Origin of the sequence: Peterkaempfera bronchialis, assembly GCF_003258605.2 — a bacterium.
GTDB lineage: Bacteria > Actinomycetota > Actinomycetes > Streptomycetales > Streptomycetaceae > Peterkaempfera > Peterkaempfera bronchialis.
On the sequence record NZ_CP031264.1, the window covers coordinates 290,160 to 308,840 of the forward strand.

Below are 18,681 nucleotides of genomic sequence, written 5' to 3' on the forward strand. Positions count from 1 at the left end.
GCACCAGCCGAGGAGCCGAGAGGCTGGTGCCCGGTCCCGGGCGGAACGGTCGCGTGTCAGTCGAACTTGTAGAGCTCGCCGCAGGTGGCCTCGGCGTCCGGCACCCACGCGGTGCCCTTGTAGACGGCGTACCACGCGCACTTGACGTACGGGGTGCCGTTCGGCAGCTCGGCCGGCGCGAAGACGGCGGGCGTCACCAGCAGGCCGGCTCCGTCGTAGTCCTTCACCTTGCGGAGGCTGTCGATGAAGTTGCTGCGCGACACACAGGACCCGGCGGCCTCCAGCCCACGGATGAAGAGGTCGGCCGAGACATAGCCGGGGCCGGCGAACCCGACGTTCGGCGGGGTGTCGGGGGCGTACTTCGCCATGGTGTCCACGTACTTCTTGGTGGCGGGGGTGCCGAGTTCCGTGGGCACGGTGCCGACCGGGGTGACGATCGCTCCCTGGAGGAGGTCCGAGATCTGGCTGGAGACCTTGGGATCGTAGACGCCGGCCACGAGGACGCTCTTGAGCTTGACGCCCTGCGCCCGCAGCGCCTTGAGGATGGAGACGCTGGAGTCGGTCAGCAGCTGGGCGGAGAGCGCGTCGACCCCCGCCCGCTTCATCTTGATCGCGACGGCGGTGGCGTCGAAGGAGCCCAGCGGGATGTCCCACTGCTTCATGCCGACCTTCAGGCCCACCTTCTCGGCGGCGAAGTCGATGCCCTTGGCGGAGTTGATGGCGCCGGCCGAGTTGTGGGCGAGGTTGGCGAGGTTGGTCGCTCCCCCTTCCTTCATCCGCAGCATCTGGGCTGTCGAGACGTAGCCGGTGGCGGAGGCGCCGGCGAAACCGAACGCGTTCTTGTTGGCCGCATAGGCGGGCTGACCGGGATATCCCAACACCGGTACGTTCTGCTGCTTCAGGTAGTCGTACATGGTGTCGACGCGCGATGCCGACAGCACGCCGAAGACCTGCTGGGACTGGACGGCGTTGCGCGCGGCGGCGACCTGCTGCGCGCCGTCGCCCATGTCGTCGCCCGACACCACGGTGATCTTGCGGCCGTTGACCCCGCCCTCGTCGTTCTGGAGCGCGAAGCGGGCCTTCGCCGCCTGGAGGAAACCGTCGAAGGTCGTCGCCGACGGGCCGGTCTGGGGGTCGATGACCGCGACCTTGACCTCCTGTGAGGTCACGCCGGGGGACGTACAGCCGGAGGACGACGAAGAGGTGCTCGCTCCGCACGCGGCCAGGCCGGTTGCGGAGAGCGCCATCGCCGCCGTCACCGCCAGCACACCTCTGCGGGACGGTCTGGCCGCCGGGGAATCGGATGAGGGTATGCCCATGGAACTCTCCTCCACACGAACGTGGTCGATTGGCTGCTGCAAGAACGGTGCGCAGTTACCGGGTCGGACGCCGTCCGGGAATGAATGAAGGAGTGCCCAGGAACACTGCCGACACCCGTACCGTAATGCAAACGGTAAGCGCACCGTAGTGGCCTGCATCACAGCTGTCAACAGCTCGTTTCATCACGGTTTCGCGGCGTGTCCACGGCCCTGGAACAGGGGTCGGCGCGGTCCGACGAGAGCTATTGACGGTTGAACGGTAACCGTTACGGTATAGACATCCGAAGCGGCGTCAACCCATCGGACAACAACGGCGTCACAAGCCAGGAGGCCACCCCATGGCACTCGCCATCAATGATGATCACCGCGCCCTGGCGGAGGTGGTGAAGTCCTTCGCGGCGGCGGAGAAGGTGCGCGCGTCGTCCCGCTCGGCCCTGCAGCAGCCGACGGCAGCGCTGCCCGGTTGCTGGAAGCACCTCTCCGACCTGGGCTGGCTCGGGCTCCATGTGCCGGAGGCCCACGGGGGGTCCGGGTACGGCCTGCCGGAGCTGGCCGTCGTCGCGGACGAGCTCGGCTGGTCCGTCTCCCCCGGCCCTTTCCTGGCCTCCGCCGCTGCGGCGGCGATCCTCGCCCAGTGCGGCACGGACGCCCAACGGGAGCGGTACCTCAGGGAGGTGGTCGACGGGTCGCTGATCGTCGGGCTGGCCCTGACGCCGGGGCTGACGGCCCAGAGCGGTGCCGGGGCCGACGGCGACGCCGGTGCCGTGCTCGCGGGCCGCTGGGCCAAGCTGCTGATGGTGCGTATCGACGACGACATCGTCCTGGTGGACTCCGACCACGCCGGGGTGCACCTCGAACAGGTCAACGGCCTGGATCCGTCGCTGGGACTGTCCAGGCTGACCGTGCGCGGTCTGGTCCCCCCGGAGGGGGCCACCCTGACCGCGGCCGCGCCGACGGCTCTGCGGATCCTCCGCACGCTGGCGGCGGCCGAGGCCGCCGGCGGGGCCCGCGCATGCCTGGACATGGCCGTGGACTATGCCAAGGTGCGGGAGCAGTTCGGCCGTACGATCGGCACCTTCCAGGCGGTCAAACACCACCTGGCGAACATGCTGGTCCGCACGGAACTCGCGACAGCCGTCAGCTGGGACGCCGCCCGGGCGGCCACCGGGACTCCGCAGGGCGCCCTGGCCGCCGACGCTGCCGCCGCCCTGGCCCTGCGCGCCTACCAGGAGAACGCCCAGCAGAACATCCAGATCCTCGGCGGCATCGGCTTCACCTGGGAGCATGACGCGCATCTGTATCTGCGGCGCGCGGTCGCCCTGCGGAACCTCGTCCACGCCCTGGGCAGCGCCGAGGACGACCTCTACGAGCTGAGCCGCGCGGGGGTGCGTCGGCAGTACGACGTGGACCTGCCGGAAGAGGCCGCCCGGTACCGAAGCGAGACCCGGGAGTTCCTGGCCCGCTACCACGCGGCACCCCCCACGGCGCACCGGCGGCTACTCGCGGAGTCCGGCTATCTGGTGCCGCACTGGCCCCGCCCGTACGGCAGGGCAGCCGGGCCCGTCGAGCAGCTGGTCATCGAGGACGAGTTCTCCGGCGTGGAGGTCCCCGTCCTCGGCATCGGCGGCTGGGTCCTGCTCACCCTCCTCCAGACGGCTGCGCCCGAGCAGGTCGAACGCTGGATCCCGCCCAGCCTGGCCGGGCAGCTGACGTGGTGCCAGCTCTTCAGCGAGCCCGACGCGGGCTCCGACGCCGCGTCCGTGCAGACGAAGGGCATCCGGGTCGAGGGAGGGTGGCGGGTCACCGGCCAGAAGGTGTGGACAAGCGGGGCCCAGCACAGCGACCGAGGGTTGGCGACCGTCCGGACCGAGCCGTCGGCGCCCAAGCACAAGGGCATCACGGCCATGGTCGTCGACCTGCGGGCGCCGGGGGTGGAGGTCCGCCCGCTGCGCGAGATCACCGGCGAGGCACTGTTCAACGAGGTCTTCCTGAACGATGTCTTCGTCCCCGACGCCGATGTGGTCGGCGAGGTCAACGAGGGCTGGAAGGTGGCACGCACGACCCTCGGCAATGAGCGGGTGACCATCGGCGGCGGGTCCCGGGAGGGAGTTCCCGCCTCCGCGCTGATCGACCTCGCCGAGCGCCATGCGCAGGACACCGGCCAGGAGCTGCGGCGACGGATCGCCGGGCTGATCGCCGAGGAGCACGCCATGCGCCTGGTCAACCTGCGTCAGGCCGCCCGGGCGGTCACCGGCTCCGGACCCGGTCCGGAAGGAAATGTGACCAAGCTGCTCTCCGCCGAGCACGCACAGCGGGTGACCGAGCTCGCCGTGGAGATCGCCGGTCCCGCCGCACTCATCGGGCAGGAGGAGCGCGTCACCTTCGAGTACCTCTTCGACCGCTGCCTGAGCATCGCCGGGGGTACGTCGGAGATCACCCGCAATGTGATCGCCGAGCGAATCCTCGGGCTTCCGCGCGACCCGCTGATCCGCTGATCCGCCGACCTGCTGACCCCCCCCCGGCCCGAACGCCCTGAGGGCGCCGCCCCCGCCCTGTCACTTGGAGGCGGCGCCCGCCTTGGCAGCCTTGCGGTCGGCGGCGAGCAGTGCGCGCAGGCCTCGGAGGTTGTTCTCGACACCGAAGGCGAAGTCGTCGTCGCTCACCATGTTCCACGAGTGGCGTTCGACCTCGCGGGACATGATCGGCATCTTGCTGGCGAGGTGGGCCCTCGGACTCGACGTCCCCTCGGCGAGGCCGTGGGCGCGCATCATCCGCTCCACCATGAGCGAACCCCGGGTGTAGACGGAGAGCGTGAAGTAGGCGTAGCTCGCGGACTCCTCACTGAAGCCGGCGCCGACCAGCACTTCAAGGATCTCCTCGATACGCGACCAGGTCAGCGTGATGGTGTCGTCCGAGTAGCTGGCGCCGCGCATGATGCTGAGATCGCAGAGCACGTCGTCGGTGCGCAGAATGGAGCGGAAGTTGGTGAAGAACTCCCGCAGGACTTCCTCCCAGGTACGCCCTTCCAGCGGAGGCATCTGCCCGTACAGCCTCTTGAACGCCTCCTCGGTGAGGGCGTCCAGCAAGTCCTCCTTGCTCTTGAAGTACCAGTAGATACTCGTCACGCCGACATCGAGGTGCTGGGCGAGCCGGGGCATGCTCAGCCCGTCGACCCCATCCGCCTCGCAGAGCGTGAACGCGCCTCGGAGGATCTCTTCCGAGGTGATCGATCCCCGGGCTCGCCTGCGGCGCGGTGAAGCGGTGCGCTTCGCCTGGGCAGCCATGGACTTCTCCCGTCACCAGCCATTACGGTATGCCTATCGATAGTACCGCAGGCACCGGCTCGGCATGGCCGCTTCAGGAGCCCGGGGGGTCACAGCAGCAGCGCGCCGGTTGCCGCGCCCAGCGCCGCCCCGGCCACGGTCTGCGCGGCGCTGTGGTAGCCGAGGGCGACCCGGGACCAGCAGACGGCCGCCGTCAACGCGTGGGCGAGCAGCCACCAGGGCGAGTGGACGACGGCGAGCAGGGTGACGACCGCCGACGCGACGGCCGCGTCCACGGAGATCTTCCACAGGGCGTTGACCGCCAGCAGCAGGACCGTCATCGCCCAGAGGGCGACCATCGCGGTCAGCAGGTCGGCCGGCGCATCCAACCAGGCTCCACCATTCAAGGACGAAGGCCCGGGCCGCGTTGCGGCCGGGCCTTCGGGGTGGGGTGGGTCAGGTCGTCGGGGTGGCGACCAGGTGGTCGCCGGGGATACCCGCCTTGTCGGGGCTGTAGTACTCCTTGATGCCGGTGATCCAGGTTGTGGCCGCGATCCGATCCGCGTCCGTGGGTTCGAAGGCGTCGAAGAGTGCGTCGATATTCGCGGGGGCGAAGCCGATGGCCCTCATCAGGGCGGTGAAGGCGGGCCGCCCGATGAATCCGTCGCCGTCCAGATGACCCATGCCGACGAGTGACTCGGCGAATTCGCTGATTGCCTCGCTGAAGCGCTCCGGAGCGAGCACGCAGGCCACGTACTCGTCGAAGCTGATTCTGTTGTCGTGGTTGGCGTCCAGCTCGCGGACCAGCGTCGTCCAGTATTTCCGGAAACCGGCCAGCATCGCGCTTTTTGCTGCTTCGTCGGCTTCGGGAACCGCCTGGATGACGCGCTCCGCCATGAGCTCGAAATCGTCGGCCTCAAGGTAGCGGTTGCCGTCGGCGTCGAACAGAGAGAACACCAGCTTGACTCGGTCGAGTGCTTCCGTCCGCATTGTGTCCCACCTTTCCCAGGGCCATGAGCCGGAGAAGTTGCGTTGCATTTTCACTATGCAGGACGGGGTTCAGAAATTCCCCGAGATGATGGGCATTCAGCAGAAAGAGTGAACATTCTCGGACAGGAGCGTGCCTGGTCGGGCGGCGGGGCTAGCGTGGCTTGCGCATCCCGGCCGGACCGCGACCCGTCGCCTGGCAGCCTTGGGGAGCTTGGTATGGCAGACCGCAGGACGCCCACCCGGCTGCGCGTGCGGTACTGGTTCGACAACCTGGTGGCCCGGGGCACCCCCACACTCATCGGCCTGCTGACCCTGGCCTGCCTGGTGGTCGTGGTCCCGGCGAGCGCCGGGCTGGTGTGGGCCGACCGGAACACGCCGAGCACGCACTCCGCCCGGCTCGCGGCGGTCTGGAAGACCGTCGGCGAAACCCTCAGGCTCGGGGGCGCGGTCGGCACTCCCCCCTATGTGGTGCTGTCGGTGCTGCTGGCCCTGGTGGCGCTGTTCTTCGTCTCCACCCTCGTCAGCCTGATCACCAGCGGGATCAACGAGAAGATCATGGCGCTGCGGCTGGGCCACTCCACCGTCCTGGAGGAGCGGCACACCGTGCTGCTGGGCTGGTCCGACCAGGTCTTCCCGGTCGTCTCCGAGCTGGTCGCGGCCAACGCCAACCAGCGCAAGGCCGTGGTCGCCATCCTCTCCCCCAAGGACAAGGCGGAGATGGAGGACGAGATCAACGCCAAGGTGGGCCGCACCGGCATCACCCGGGTCATCTGCCGCAATGGCTCGGTCACCGACCCGGCCGTCCTCGCCCGGGTCAGCCCGCAGACCGCCGACGCCGTGCTGGTGCTGTCCCACGGCGACGACGGCGACGACGCCCTGGTGGTGAAGACGCTGCTCGCCCTCAACGCGGCCGTGCCCGACCGGGGTCGGACCGTGGTGGTGGCCGCGGTACGCGACGCCCGCCACCACCTGGCCGCCTCGCTGGCCGCCGGGCCGGGCGGCCAGGTACTCAACATCGACGACATCACCGCCCGGCTCATCGTGCAGACCTCGCGCCAGCCCGGCCTCTCCCGCGTCTACCAGGAGCTGCTGGACTTCGACGGCGACGAGTTCTACATGGTCGCCGAACCGGCGCTCACCGGCCGCACCTTCGGCGAGGCCCTGCTCCGCTACGCCACCTCGTCGGTGGTCGGCCTGCTGCACGCCGACGGGGCCGTCGACCTCAACCCCCCACCCGCGACCACGATCGGCGCCGACGACCGCATCATCGTCATCACCCAGGACGACGACACGGCGGTCCTGGCGGACCAGGCCCTGTCCGTCGACGAGCGTGTGATCACCGCCTCCGAACCGCGCCCGCCGTCCACCAAGCGCCTGCTGCTGCTCGGCTGGAACCGCCGCGCCCCGATGATCGTCGACCAGCTCGACCGCTATGTGGACCACGGCTCCGGCCTGGACATCGTGGCCCACGGCGACCCCGGCATCGTCCGCGCCGCAGAGGCGGCCGGCGCGGCGGCGAACCGCCTGGACGTGACCTTCTACAGCGGCGACATCGCGGAGCCGCGCACGCTGGGCCACCTGGACGTGCCGTCGTACGACGGGGTGATCGTCCTCGGCTACGACAGGTCCGGGGGCGATGCCGGGGACGAGGCCGACACCGACGACCAGACGCTGATCACCCTGCTGCACCTACGGGCCCTTGAGGCAGCCGCCGGGCGGGAACTGCCCGTCGTCACCGAGATGTCCGACGACCGCAACCGGCTGCTCGCCCCGGCCAGGGAGGGCGCCGACTTCATCGTCAGCGGCAGGCTGATCAGCCTGCTGATGACCCAGATCTCGCAGAACCGGCACCTCGCCGACCTGTTCGACCGGCTCTTCACGGCGGACGGCAGCGAGATCCACCTCAGGCCCGCCACGGACTACGTCCTGCCCGACCAGGAGACCAGCTACGCCACCGTGGTGGAGTCCGCCCGCCGGCAGCACCACTGCGCCATCGGCTACCGCCTGCACGCGCATGCCGCGACCGGCCCGTTCTACGGTGTCCGGATCAATCCGGACAAGCGGACGACCGTCCGTCTCGGCGCCAGGGACTGGGTGATCGTGGTGGCGGAGGACTGATCCATGCCCTCCCCCGGGCGCCGTGGGTGGGCGTCACTCCAAGCTGGCGGCGGCCTCGCCTGGGGTGTAGGTGGCTCCGGCCCTTGTAGAGGCGGGACAGGGTGTTGGAGCCCATGCCCCAGCCCCGGTGGTGGTGGACGAGGCTCTGCGGGCCGCCGATGAGGTCGAGGTCGCGGTCGACGTCGGGCTGCCGGTCGCCGGGGGGTCAGCTCGGCCCAGGGGCCGACCTCGTGCCCGGCCTCGGCGTTGCGGGCGGGCAGTTCGCGCGCCGTCATGTCTCGGCCCCCGCGAGGACGTCCGGCCGGGGCGCGGCACCGAGGGTGGGCACTGCGGCGAGCAGCGTCCGGGTGTACGGGTCCTCGGGAGCCGAGCAGACCCGGTCGGCGTCACCCGTCTCCACGACGCGGCCCCGGTGCATCACCGCGATGCGGTGGCTGACCTGCCGTACCACGGCCAGGTCGTGGGCGATGAAGAGCAGCGCCAGGCCGAGGTCGCGTTGCAGGTCCATCAGCAGGTTGACGACCTGGGCCTGTACCGAGACGTCCAGCGCGGAGACCGGCTCGTCGCAGATGAGCACGGACGGCTCCGGGGCGAGCGCGCGGGCGATGCCGACGCGCTGCCGCTGCCCGCCGGAGAAGGCGCGCGGGCTGCGCCCGGCGACGGCGGGGTCGAGGCCGACCTGCTCCAGCAGCGCGGCGACCCGCCGGGCGCGCTCGGCCCGGTCGCCGACGCCGTGGGCGATGAGCGGTTCGGCGACGATGTCGCCGACCGTCATCCGGGGGTTGAGCGAGGAGTAGGGGTCCTGGAAGACCAGTTGCACCTCGCGGCGGAGCGTGCGCAGGGCCTCGCCACGGGCACGGCCGACCTCCCGGCCCCGGAAGCGCACGCTGCCGGAGGTCGCGGGGTGCACCTGGACGAGGGTGCGGGCCAGGGTGGACTTGCCCGATCCGGACTCGCCGACGATGCCCAGCGTCTCCCCCGCGCGCAGGCTCAGCGAGACCCCGTCCAGCGCGACCACCGGGCTGCGGCGGCCGATCCGGCCGCCGCCGGGGAAGGTCTTGCGCAGGTCGCGGACGTCCAGCAGGGTCTCGGGCGCCTCCGGCCCCGGCTGCGGCAGCCGGGCGGCGGGGGCAGCGGCCGGAACGGGCGGGGTTCCGGTGCCGATCCTGGCGTCGCCGGCCGACCAGCAGGCGGTGCGATGGCCGTCGGCGCCGGGCAGCAGCGGCGGTGCCTGGGTACGGCAGCGGTCCTCGGCCAGCGGGCAGCGGGCGGCGAAGGCGCAGCCCGGCAGTGCCAGGGCGAGGTCGGGCGGGCTGCCCGGGATGCCGTGCAACCGGGTGCCGGAGGGGGTGTCCAGCCGGGGTACGGCGGAGAGCAGCCCGGCGGTGTACGGGTGGCGGGGCGCGGCGAGCACCTCGGCGGTGGGGCCGTCCTCCACGATCCTGCCCCCGTACATCACCATGGTGCGGCGGCAGGAGCGGGCGACCACGCCCAGGTTGTGGGTGATCAGGACGACGGCGGTGCCGGTCTCCCGGTTGAGCCGGTCCAGCAGCCGGAGGATCTGGTCCTGGACGGTGGCGTCCAGGGCGGTGGTGGGCTCGTCGGCGAGGAGTACGGCGGGCTCGTTGGCCAGCGCCAGGGCGATCATGACGCGCTGCCGCATACCGCCGGAGAACTGGTGCGGATGGTCCTTGAGGCGGCGGGCCGGGTCGGGGATGCCGACCAGGTCGAGCAGTTCCGCGGCCCGCGCCCGGCGGGAGCGGCGGTCGCCCCGGCCGTGGGCGCGCATGGCCTCGTCCAGGTGCTGCTCGACGGAGAGCACCGGGTTGAGGGCGGCCAGCGGGTCCTGGAAGACCATGCCGATCCGGTTGCCGCGTACCGCGCGCAGCTCCTCGGGTGAAGCGGCGGTCAGCTCGGTGCCCTCCAGCAGGACGGAGCCGGCGGTGATGCGGCCGGGTGCCGGGAGCATGCCCATCAGCGCAAGCGCGGTGGTGGACTTGCCGGAGCCGGACTCGCCGACGATGCCCAGGGTCTCGCCGGGGGCGAGCGAGAAGGTGAGGCCGTCGACGGCGCGGACGGTGCGGTCGGCGGTGGTGAAGGCGGCGCTGAGGCCGCGCACCTCCAGTACAGGTGGTACGGGCAGTACGGGCGCGACGGGGCCGGTCATCGGCGGATCCCCCTGTTCAGCGACTCGGCGACAAAGGTGAAGCCGAGAACGAGCCCGGTCACGGCGACCAGCGGGACGGCGGCCTGTACCGGGTCCTGCTCCAGATAGGGCATGGCCTGGCTGAGGATGCTGCCCAGCGAGGGGTCCGGGGGCCGGACGCCGACCCCGAGGAAGCTCATCCCGCCCTCGATGAAGACGGCGAGCGGCAGCGAGACGGCCAGCTGCACCACCAGCGGGTCGGCGGCGTTGGGCAGCACATGGCGGACCAGGACGCGCAGCCGGGAGGCGCCGCCGACCCTGGCGGCGATGGCGTACTCGCGTTCGCGCTGGACGAGGATGCCGCTGCGCAGCAGCCGCCCGAAGCCGGGGATCTCGGCGAGCGCGATCACGATGACCACCGGGGCGGTGCCCGCACCCATGATGGCGGTGATGGCCAGCGCCAGGATCAGCCCGGGGAAGGCGAGGATCAGGTCGAAGGTGCGCTGCACCACGACGTCGGCGGCCCGGGAGGAGGCGGCGGCCAGGGCGAGTAGGCAGCCGCCCAGCGCGCCCAGCGGGACCGCCGCGAGGGCGATCAGCAGGTCGGTCCGGATGCCGTACAGGACCCGGCCGAGGAGGTCCCGGCCGAGGTCGTCGGTGCCCAGCGGGTGGGCGCCGCCGGGCCCGGCCAGCGCGTCCGGGCCCTGGGCGAGCGGGTCGGCGCCGGTCAGCAGCGGGGCGAGCAGCCCGGCCAGGGCGATACCGCCGACCAGCAGCAGGCCGATGACGCCCCGGGGGGTGAGCAGCCCGTCCAGGTAGGCGTGGCGGGCGCACAGGGCCCGGATGCGGCCGGGGGTGCTCCTCGCGGGCGCTGCGGCTGCGGACATATCGGGGGTGAAGGTCTCTGAGGTCACGGGGTCACGGGGTCACGGGGGTCACGGGGGTCACGGGGGTCACGGGGTCACTCCCACCTGATCCGGGGGTCCAGCCAGGCGTGGACGATGTCGGTGAGCAGCTGCACGGCGACGAAGACGGCCACCAGGAGCAGCAGCAGGTCCTGGACCACCGGGTAGTCACGGCGCAGCACACCCTGCTGGGCGAGCTGCCCGAGGCCGGGCCAGGCGAAGATGGCCTCCACCAGGACGGCGCCGCCCAGCAGTTGCCCGACCTGCATGCCGAGGACGGTGACGACCGGCGGCAGCGCATTGGGCAGGGCGTGCCGCCACAGGATGCGCCGCCGGGTGACGCCGAGCGCGGTGGCGGTGCGCACATGGTCCTGGGTGAAGGTGCGTTCCAGGCCGTCGCGCAGATAGCGGCCGAGCACGGCGGCGCTGGGCAGTGCCAGGCAGAGCGCGGGCATGGCGAGGTACTGCACGGCCAGGTCGGGCGCGTCGGTCAGCGGCCGGTAGCCGCCGGCGGGCAGCACCCCCAGGCCCACCGCCAGCAGCAGCACCAGCACCACCCCGGTGACAAAGGGCGGCACCGCGAGGGCTCCGGTGGTGAAGAGCCGGAGCAGCGTCCGCACGGCGCGGTTGCGGGAGGTGGCGCCGAGCATTCCGGCGGCCGACCCCAGCAGGACCACCAGCAGCAGGGCGCCGCCGGTCAGTTCGAGGGTGGCTCCGAGCCCGTTGCCGATCAGGTCGGAGACCTGGCCGCCGATGGCGTACGAGGGGCCGAGGTCGGCCGTGACCAGCGCGCCCAGCCAGGAGGCGTACTGGACGAGGAGCGGGCGGTCCAGCCCGAGCCGGGCCCGGATGGCGTGCACGGCGGCGGGGGTGGCGTCGGGTCCGGCCAGGCTGGTGGCGGGGTCGCCGGGGATGAGGCGCAGGATCAGGAAGACGGCGAAGGAGGCGAGGAGCAGGACCAGGAGGGCGGAGGGTATCCGCTTGAGGAGGTAGGAGCGCATCGTCAGGCCAGGTAGGCGTCGTCGAGGTTGAGGTAGCTGAACTTGTTGAGGGTGGGTCCGTGCACCGTGGTGGACGCGACCTCCAGCGACGCCTGGACGGCGAGGTCGATGATGAACGCCTCGTCCAGCAGGATGTCGGAGATCCGCCGGTAGAGGGCGCGGGCCTGGGCGCTGTCGGCGTCGGTGCGCTGCCAGGCCCGCTGGACGGCGTCGGTGTACTCGGCGGAGTGGAACTTCGAGGTGTTCTTGGCCTCGTTGAACGGATAGGCGCTGACGGCCAGGGTGGACGGGTGGACCTGGGCGAAGCCGTGGCTGGTGGTCCAGAGGGCCGGCATGGTCTGGGAGATCAGCCGCTTCTGGGCGGTCGCGGGGTCGGTGGGCTGAAGGGTGGTGCGCACCCCCACCTGCTGGAGGTCGTACTGGACCATCTGGGCCACGGCGGCGCCGCCCGGCGAGGACGAGAAGAGCAGTGGCAGGTCGAGCCCGGTGGCTCCGGCGGACTTCAGCAGTTGCCGCGCCTTCGCCGGGTCGTGGGTGTAGTGCCTGGCGTGGGCCTCGGTGTAGGCGGGCGAGGAGGTCGGCCAGGGCGCCGCGCTGGGCAGGCCGTAGCCGCCGAGGGCCTGCTTCACGATGCGTTCCCGGTCGACCGCCCAGGCCAGGGCCTGCCGTACGACCTTGTTGCGGACCGGGTCGGCGGTGACATTGACGCCCAGGTAGATGGCGCCGGAGCCGGAGGGGTACTCCTTGATGCGGAACTGCGGGTTGCTCCGCAGCGTGGCGACGTCCTTGCCGGACAGGCCGTAGGTGAGCTGGGTCTGGCCGGTCCGCAGCGAGGAGAGCAGCGAGTCGGACTGCGGGATGATGCGGATGTCGACCGCGTCCAGATACGGGCGGTCGGGCTGCCAGTACTTCTCATTGCGGGCGAATCCGATGAGCGATCCGGGTTTCCACTCGGTCAGGGCGAAGGCGCCGGTGCCGATCAGCTTCCGGCCCGCGACGGCGTCCTCGACGCTCTCCCGATCCGCGATGATCATGAATTCAAAGAGGTCGAAGAGGTTGGACACCGGGTGCGCCAGCTTGAGGACGATCTCATGGTCGCCCTTCTTCTCGAAGCCGGTGACGGCCGCCGCCGTGGCTCTCAACTGGGCTGCCCGCAGCGGATTCTGGAGGTTCTTCACCGCGAAGACAACATCGTCGGCGGTGAACGGGCGGCCGTTGTGGAAGGTGACGCCCTCCCGCAGCCGGAGGGTGATCGCCCGGCCGTCGGGGGCCACCTGCCAGCTGGTGGCCAGTTCGGGCTGCGGCCGGAGGCGGTCGTCGTAGCGGGTGAGGGTGTTGAAGACCAGCCGCTGCGGCAGCGACATGCTGCTCTGCGCGAAGAGCAGGCTGGGGGTGAAGTCGACCGACGAGGCCAGCGTGAGGGTGCCGCCGCGCCGGGGGGCGGGCGTGCCGGACGACGGTGCCTGGGCGCCCTCGGCGGACCCGTCCCCGTCCACCGCCGCCCGGCAGGCGGACAGCGCCAGCAGGGCGGACCCTGCCCCGGCGGCGCGGAGCACGGTGCGGCGCGGCACGCCGGAGGTCTGCGGGAGGGCGAGCTGGTCCATGGGTTCCTACCTCGGATGAGGGCACGGCCGGGTGGCAGACCGGCGCCGTGCGCGGGGTCGTGGACGTGCGGGAGTGCCGGACGGGCATGCCCGGACGGGAGGAGCGGGGGGAAGGGTGGGGGCACGAGGCCGCGCGCGAGCGTCCTGACGTTACGTCAGGACAGCACTCACCTAAGGGATGCGGCCGATCGGAGAGCCCACGGCGGGGCAGCCGCCGCCGTCAAGGGCGGGGGCTCAGCGAGCCGTACGGCTGCGCGGTGCGGAGTGGACGGCACAGACCGCGCTGGCCTGCCGACGGAGGTCGACATGCCTGCGGGAGACGAGCAGTGCGTCCTGATTCACACGGCCAGAATGGCAGTCCGGGCGTAACCGGTCAACGCTGGTCGGAACTGATCAGCCGTCAGCCTGGCCCCGTCCTTCCGGCCGCGTGGTCGGCGGTCTGTTGCGGCCATATGAAATGGTGGACGCCTCCCTGACGGGCCGTCGGACCCGCTCCGCGTACCGGTCGCCGCCCCCGCTGGGACACCCCGAGCCGCTATGAAAGCGCAGGTCGGAGCGGTGGTTCCGGAGGAGTCGGGGAGTCGCGGGGTGGTCCCGGCCGTGGTCGCTCGGACCCTGCGGTGGCGGTGGGTGGCGGTGTTGACGGCCTCTCAGCGGCGCTGGCAGCATCCAGGGCATGCCAGCGACGAGTGCTCTCAGCTCGCGGCTCCACATCGACCTGGGCCGCATCACGTCGGCCGCGTGTCGCCCCGGCACCGCGCCGACCGCCTGACCGCTGCCGCCCTCGGTCCGCGTACACCCTCGCTCCACGTACCCCTCGCTTCGCCGCGCCCCACTGCCGCCGTATGCCCGGTGGCGGCAGCGCCCGGCCGCTGCGCGATGCCCTGCCCCACTGCGAGCCGGCCCGTCCCGGCCACCGGTGAGGCCGCGACCAGTCCACTGACCCACCCCACACCTGAGGACCGCACCCATGACCATCGCTCCCGAGATCACCCCCGCCGCCACCACCACCGACCCGGAATCCGGCATCCGGATCACCCGGGTCAACGGCCGGATCGGCGCCGTCATCTCCGGTGTCCGCCTCGGCGGGGACCTGGACCCGCAGACCGTCACCGCCATCCGCGACGCGATCATCGCCCACAAGGTCGTCTTCTTCCGCGGCCAGGACCACCTGGACGAGGAGCGGCACGAGGCGTTCGGCCGCCTCCTCGGTACGCCGATCGCGCACCCCACCGTGCCGTCCGCCGACGGCCGGTACTCGCTGGCCATCGACTCCGACCACGGCGCCCGCGCCAACCAGTGGCACACCGACGTCACCTTTGTGCCCGCCTACCCGGCGTTCTCCATCCTGCGCGCCGCCGTCCTCCCGCCGTACGGCGGCAACACCCTCTGGTCCAACACCGCCGCCGCGTACGCGGAACTGCCCGAGCCGCTGCGCATCCTCGCCGACAGCCTGCGGGCCGTCCACTCCAATGCGTACGACTACCTGGCGGTACGGCCGGAGGCGACCAGCGCGGCGCTGGAGCAGTACCACCAGGTCTTCACCTCGACCAAGTTCCTCACCGAGCACCCGGTGGTGCGGGTCCACCCGGAGAGCGGCGAGCGCACCCTGCTGCTCGGCAACTTCGTCCAGCGCATCGCCGACGTCCCGGCCCAGGACTCGCGGCTGCTGATCGAGCTGTTCCAGCGGCACATCGAGCGCCCGGAGAACACCGTCCGCTGGCAGTGGCAGGTCGGGGACGTCGCGATCTGGGACAACCGGGCCACCCAGCACTACGGCGTGGACGACTCCGACGACCACGACCGCAAGCTGCGCCGGGTCACCATCGACGGCGATGTCCCGGTGGGCGTCGACGGCCGGTCCAGCACCCTGCTGCACCCCTCCGAGGTGCCCGCCCCGGCCTTCGGACCCGCCTCCGGCGCCTCGACGGCGGCGGCCGCACCGAGCGCCGGCTGACCCTGCCGCTCACCCTCCCCAGCCTCCCCAGCCTCCCCGGGCCCGCGCACCAGGCGGCGCGGGCCCGGGGAACCGGTCGTACGGGTCGACCGCCTCTCATGGACGGCCGGGGAGCGCCTTCGCCATGGCCGCCTCGATCCCGTCGAGCAGGACCGCGAGCCCGGCTGTGAAGGTCGCGTCGGCCTCCTGCTCCAGGTGCGGCGCGGACTCGCCCTCGCGGGGTGCCGCCCCTTCCTGCTCTTGTCCCTGTTCCTGTCCGAGGAGCGCCGACAGCGGAAACCGCTCGGCGAAGTCCGGCGCGACCCTCGCCAGCAGGGCCGACCGGGTGGACCACCACTCCTGGTCGGACATACCGGTCGCGGTCTCGGCGAGCCGCGCCTCGGCGACCGTCTGCGCCATCCCGCGCACAAAGTGGAAGAGCGCCGCCACGATGCTCCGCAGCGCCCCGCCGGGCAGCCCGGTGCCCTGGAGGATGCGCACCAGCGCCTCCAGGACGGCCTGCTCATGGGGGCCCAGCACGGGGCGCGCATACGACACCTGCGGCACCCAGGGATGCCGCAGGTAGAACGCCCGGAGCTGCCGCGACCACGCCGTCACCGCCGCCCGCCAACCCGCGCTCAGGTCCTGGTCGGGGGGCAGTTCGGCGTGCGCCCGGTCGTACATCAGGTCCAGCAGCTCGCTCTTGCCGGGCACATAGGTGTAGAGGGCCATGGACGAGCAGCCGAGCCGCTCGGCCACCGCGCGCATGGAGAGTCCCGCCAGGGTGTCCGCGTCGGCCACCGCGATGGCCGCCGCCACGATGGCCTCCACGCTCAGCCCGGGCTTGGGCCCCGGAGCCGCGCGGGTGGCGCCGGGCTGCGGCGCACCCCAGAGCAGGGCCATCGAGCGGGCCGCGTCGCCCTGTCCGGCGAAGACGCTCACGACAACTCCTTACCCCATAAGCTATTGTCTCCCGGCTATCACCTTACAGCCTAAGGAGTTGCCCCATGCCCGTGGCGGAACTGCACGACGGACAGACCATCGAGGTGGAGGTCCACGGCACCGGCCCCGCCCTGCTGCTGCCCGTCAATCCGCGACCCGCCGAAGGACCGCAGGCCGACGCCCTGCGGAAGTGGGGTGTGGACCCGGCGCTGGGGCGTTCCCTCATCGACGGCCTCAGCGACGCGTTCCGGGTGGTCGCGTTCGACTACGAGGGCCATGTCATGAGCGCACCCAAGCCGGACACCCTGACACCCGCCGCCATCGCCGGTGACCTGCTTGCCGTGGCCGACGCCGCAGGCGCCGACCGGTTCGCCTATTACGGGTACTCCTGGCTGGCGCTGAGCGGGCTACAACTCGCGATCCGGACCACGCGCCTCTCGGCGCTCGCCATGGGCGGCTTCCCGCCGGTCGGCGGGCCGTACGCGGAGATGCTGCGGGTCACCATGGCCACCCATGGGATGTCGACCTCGGCCCCGAGCGCCCCCGAGACCCCTCAGCCCCCGGGCGCGTCGGATGACGCCGACTGGTCATCCGTGACCGAAGTGTCACTGACGGAGGCTCAGACCCGGCAGTTCGTCACGCTGTACCAGGCGTTGCAGGGGTTCGACGACCGGGCGGTCCAGCCAAGGATCAGCTGCCCCCGCCTCTGCTTCGTGGGCGCGGCGGACGAGATCTCGTACGGCGAGAGCTGGGGCGGGGTGCAGGTGTCCATGGCGGGTCCGATCGTGGACCGGCGGGCGGAACTGGAGGCGCTCGGCTGGGACGTGCGGGTGCTGGACGGGCTGGACCACACCCACGCCATGCAGCCCGGCCACGTCCTGCCCGTACTGCGGCCGTGGCTCGCCTCCCGGCTGGGCGCTTCGCAACGGTAGGCGGCGGCCCGGCGGTGGCTCTGCGGCGGACTCTCCTCAGGCGGGGAGGGCGCGGATGAGGACCAGCGATCCATGCAGATACGGTCGGCGGCGGAGGTCGCCGTGGCGCGCGTCCCAGGCCCCGGAGGCGAGGTCGCGCCGAAGCAGCTCGGTGTACTGCTCGGACACGGCGGGCTCGACAAAGCTCCACGCCGAGCACGCCTGGCGGGCCCCGGGGTCGAGCAGGCGCTCCGGGCGGGCGTAGTACGCCTCGTTGAAGCCGTCGGTGCAGTCGGCGGGGATCGGCACCGGCTGCACCGTGGTCCGACCGCCGAGCGCTTCGGTGATGTCCTGGATCGCCGGATAGCGCCGCGCCTCGGTGTCGAGCACCAGCGGGGCGTACTCATAGAGCCAGAAGTCCCGCACCAGCGCCGGATCGCAGGTCAGGACGGCGACCGGGCCGCGCGCCACCCGCCGCATCTCGATCAGCCCCGCCTTGAGGTCGCTCCACTGGTGCACGCTGAAGGTGGTCATCGCGGCGTCGAACTCGTCGTCGCGGAACGGCAGGTTCTCCGCCACCGCATCGACGGCGGGCGGCAGATGGGCGGGCCGCTGGGCGCGCATCGACGCCGACGGCTCCACCGCCGTGACCTCCGGCGCCACGGACTCGTACGACCCGGCGCCGGCGCCGACGTTGACCACCGTGCGGGCCCCGTCCAGCGCCTCGGAGAGAAGCGCCGCGATGCGCTGATCGGGCTTCCGGTAGTCCGTGTAGCCGGTGCCGATCGTGCCGTAGTCCGCGTCCCCCGCGCTGCCGTCCACCCTGCGTTCGCTCATGATCCCGAACCTACTGGAGCTGTCAACCGAGTCGGGCGTCCCACCCCGGCCTGGGCACGACGCAGGGCATGGAGAGCGGACTGATGTCGATCGGCGAGGTCGCGTCGCGCCGCGGGGTGGCGGTCTCGACCACTCCGCCCGGAACCAGGTTGAGCATCCACGCTCCTGGCAGTGGCGGACCTGCGCCGGCACCCTCCAGCGCAGCCCTGACCGGACGGCGTGAGGGGCGGGACGGGGAGGTCCCCGTCCCGCCCCCGCACACGCCGAGCCGGACTAGACCGCCCGGATGTTCTCCGCCTGCGGGCCCTTCTGGCCCTGGGTGATGTCGAACTGGACCGCCTGGCCCTCGGACAGCTCCCGGTAGCCGGTGCCAGCGATGTTGGAGTAGTGGGCGAAGACGTCGGGGCCCCCGCCGTCCTGGGCGATGAAGCCGAAGCCCTTCTCGGAGTTGAACCACTTCACGGTGCCGCTGGCCATACGCGTCCTTCGGGTCACAGGGAGCCGACACCGCGCGGAGCGGCCTCGGCCATGAATCGATCCGGCGGCCTGACGACCCCCGGGCGCTTGCAAGCTACCCGCACCCGCCCGCGTCTACTCCCCTTCACCCGATGCGGCATACCGCCATTCGGCGGGATGCCGGGTCGAAAGTGCCGGATGTTGAGGTCGAGGCCCCTGTGAGCGGCGCGGGTGAAGGGGTGAGCGGCGCGGG

The 18,681-nt window shown here is 71.8% G+C and carries 16 protein-coding genes and 1 pseudogene; 4 read left to right on the forward strand and 13 right to left on the reverse strand.

The features are described from left to right. Nucleotides 1–56: 56 nt before the first annotated feature. A complete protein-coding gene (locus C7M71_RS01245; protein WP_162824096.1) occupies nucleotides 57–1,169 on the reverse strand; it encodes an ABC transporter substrate-binding protein in 1,113 nt (370 codons plus the stop codon). Between the two features lie 488 nt (nucleotides 1,170–1,657). Here C7M71_RS01245 and C7M71_RS01250 point away from each other — a divergent pair, with 488 nt between their 5' ends. Next, nucleotides 1,658–3,814 (forward strand): acyl-CoA dehydrogenase, encoded by a 2,157-nt coding sequence (locus C7M71_RS01250; RefSeq protein ID WP_111489120.1) that lies wholly within the window; start codon nucleotides 1,658–1,660, stop codon nucleotides 3,812–3,814. A 60-nt stretch (nucleotides 3,815–3,874) separates the two neighbouring features. Here the strand turns inward: C7M71_RS01250 and C7M71_RS01255 are convergent, their stop codons facing one another. The 3 genes and pseudogenes from C7M71_RS01255 to C7M71_RS01265 form a co-directional block, all read right to left on the reverse strand. Then, nucleotides 3,875–4,603 (reverse strand): TetR family transcriptional regulator, encoded by a 729-nt coding sequence (locus C7M71_RS01255; protein WP_111489119.1) that lies wholly within the window; start codon nucleotides 4,601–4,603, stop codon nucleotides 3,875–3,877. A gap of 89 nt (nucleotides 4,604–4,692) precedes the next feature. Next, nucleotides 4,693–4,968 (reverse strand): annotated as a pseudogene (locus C7M71_RS01260) (hypothetical protein); the annotation flags it as partial. Nucleotides 4,969–5,038: 70 nt separating this feature from the next. Beyond that, on the reverse strand, nucleotides 5,039–5,572 hold the full coding sequence (locus C7M71_RS01265) for an EF-hand domain-containing protein (RefSeq protein ID WP_111489118.1): 534 nt from the start codon (nucleotides 5,570–5,572) through the stop codon (nucleotides 5,039–5,041). Nucleotides 5,573–5,788: 216 nt separating this feature from the next. Between C7M71_RS01265 and C7M71_RS01270 the strand changes: the two genes are divergently transcribed. Next, nucleotides 5,789–7,690: a CASTOR/POLLUX-related putative ion channel gene (locus tag C7M71_RS01270; RefSeq protein WP_111489117.1), complete on the forward strand. Its 1,902-nt coding sequence runs from the start codon at nucleotides 5,789–5,791 to the stop codon at nucleotides 7,688–7,690. Between the two features lie 271 nt (nucleotides 7,691–7,961). Here C7M71_RS01270 and C7M71_RS01280 read toward each other — a convergent pair whose 3' ends face one another. From C7M71_RS01280 to C7M71_RS33085, 5 genes are all read right to left on the reverse strand, one after another. Continuing rightward, nucleotides 7,962–9,857 carry a dipeptide ABC transporter ATP-binding protein gene (locus C7M71_RS01280; RefSeq protein WP_111489115.1) on the reverse strand — a complete coding sequence of 632 codons (1,896 nt, stop codon included), beginning with the start codon at nucleotides 9,855–9,857 and terminating at the stop codon, nucleotides 7,962–7,964. Next, the gene (locus tag C7M71_RS01285) at nucleotides 9,854–10,723 is read right to left on the reverse strand and encodes an ABC transporter permease (protein WP_111489114.1); all 870 of its coding nucleotides are present in this window, start codon (nucleotides 10,721–10,723) and stop codon (nucleotides 9,854–9,856) included. The genes C7M71_RS01280 and C7M71_RS01285 overlap by 4 nt, the downstream gene beginning before the upstream one ends. A gap of 74 nt (nucleotides 10,724–10,797) precedes the next feature. Then, complete coding sequence (locus C7M71_RS01290; RefSeq protein WP_111489113.1) at nucleotides 10,798–11,742, reverse strand: ABC transporter permease; 945 nt, start codon at nucleotides 11,740–11,742, stop codon at nucleotides 10,798–10,800. Nucleotides 11,743–11,744: 2 nt separating this feature from the next. Beyond that, a complete protein-coding gene (locus tag C7M71_RS01295; RefSeq protein ID WP_111489112.1) occupies nucleotides 11,745–13,346 on the reverse strand; it encodes an ABC transporter substrate-binding protein in 1,602 nt (533 codons plus the stop codon). 234 nt (nucleotides 13,347–13,580) lie between these two features. Then, nucleotides 13,581–13,688, reverse strand: coding sequence for a putative leader peptide (locus C7M71_RS33085; RefSeq protein ID WP_407675843.1), 108 nt, complete (start codon nucleotides 13,686–13,688; stop codon nucleotides 13,581–13,583). 628 nt (nucleotides 13,689–14,316) lie between these two features. Between C7M71_RS33085 and C7M71_RS01300 the strand changes: the two genes are divergently transcribed. After that, nucleotides 14,317–15,303: a TauD/TfdA dioxygenase family protein gene (locus C7M71_RS01300; RefSeq protein WP_111489111.1), complete on the forward strand. Its 987-nt coding sequence runs from the start codon at nucleotides 14,317–14,319 to the stop codon at nucleotides 15,301–15,303. 96 nt (nucleotides 15,304–15,399) lie between these two features. On the opposite strand, the gene C7M71_RS01305 is transcribed toward C7M71_RS01300, so the two are convergent. Next, nucleotides 15,400–16,224, reverse strand: a complete 825-nt coding sequence (locus tag C7M71_RS01305; protein WP_111489110.1) for a TetR/AcrR family transcriptional regulator C-terminal domain-containing protein — start codon at nucleotides 16,222–16,224, stop codon at nucleotides 15,400–15,402. A gap of 65 nt (nucleotides 16,225–16,289) precedes the next feature. Between C7M71_RS01305 and C7M71_RS01310 the strand changes: the two genes are divergently transcribed. Beyond that, nucleotides 16,290–17,156 (forward strand): alpha/beta fold hydrolase, encoded by an 867-nt coding sequence (locus tag C7M71_RS01310; RefSeq protein ID WP_111489109.1) that lies wholly within the window; start codon nucleotides 16,290–16,292, stop codon nucleotides 17,154–17,156. 36 nt (nucleotides 17,157–17,192) lie between these two features. Here C7M71_RS01310 and C7M71_RS01315 read toward each other — a convergent pair whose 3' ends face one another. From C7M71_RS01315 to C7M71_RS01320, 3 genes are all read right to left on the reverse strand, one after another. Further along, on the reverse strand, nucleotides 17,193–17,972 hold the full coding sequence (locus tag C7M71_RS01315; protein ID WP_111489108.1) for a class I SAM-dependent methyltransferase: 780 nt from the start codon (nucleotides 17,970–17,972) through the stop codon (nucleotides 17,193–17,195). Nucleotides 17,973–17,994: 22 nt separating this feature from the next. After that, on the reverse strand, nucleotides 17,995–18,129 hold the full coding sequence (locus C7M71_RS32420) for a hypothetical protein (protein WP_265737634.1): 135 nt from the start codon (nucleotides 18,127–18,129) through the stop codon (nucleotides 17,995–17,997). Between the two features lie 116 nt (nucleotides 18,130–18,245). Then, nucleotides 18,246–18,449 (reverse strand): cold-shock protein, encoded by a 204-nt coding sequence (locus C7M71_RS01320; RefSeq protein WP_111489107.1) that lies wholly within the window; start codon nucleotides 18,447–18,449, stop codon nucleotides 18,246–18,248. Nucleotides 18,450–18,681 lie beyond the last annotated feature (232 nt).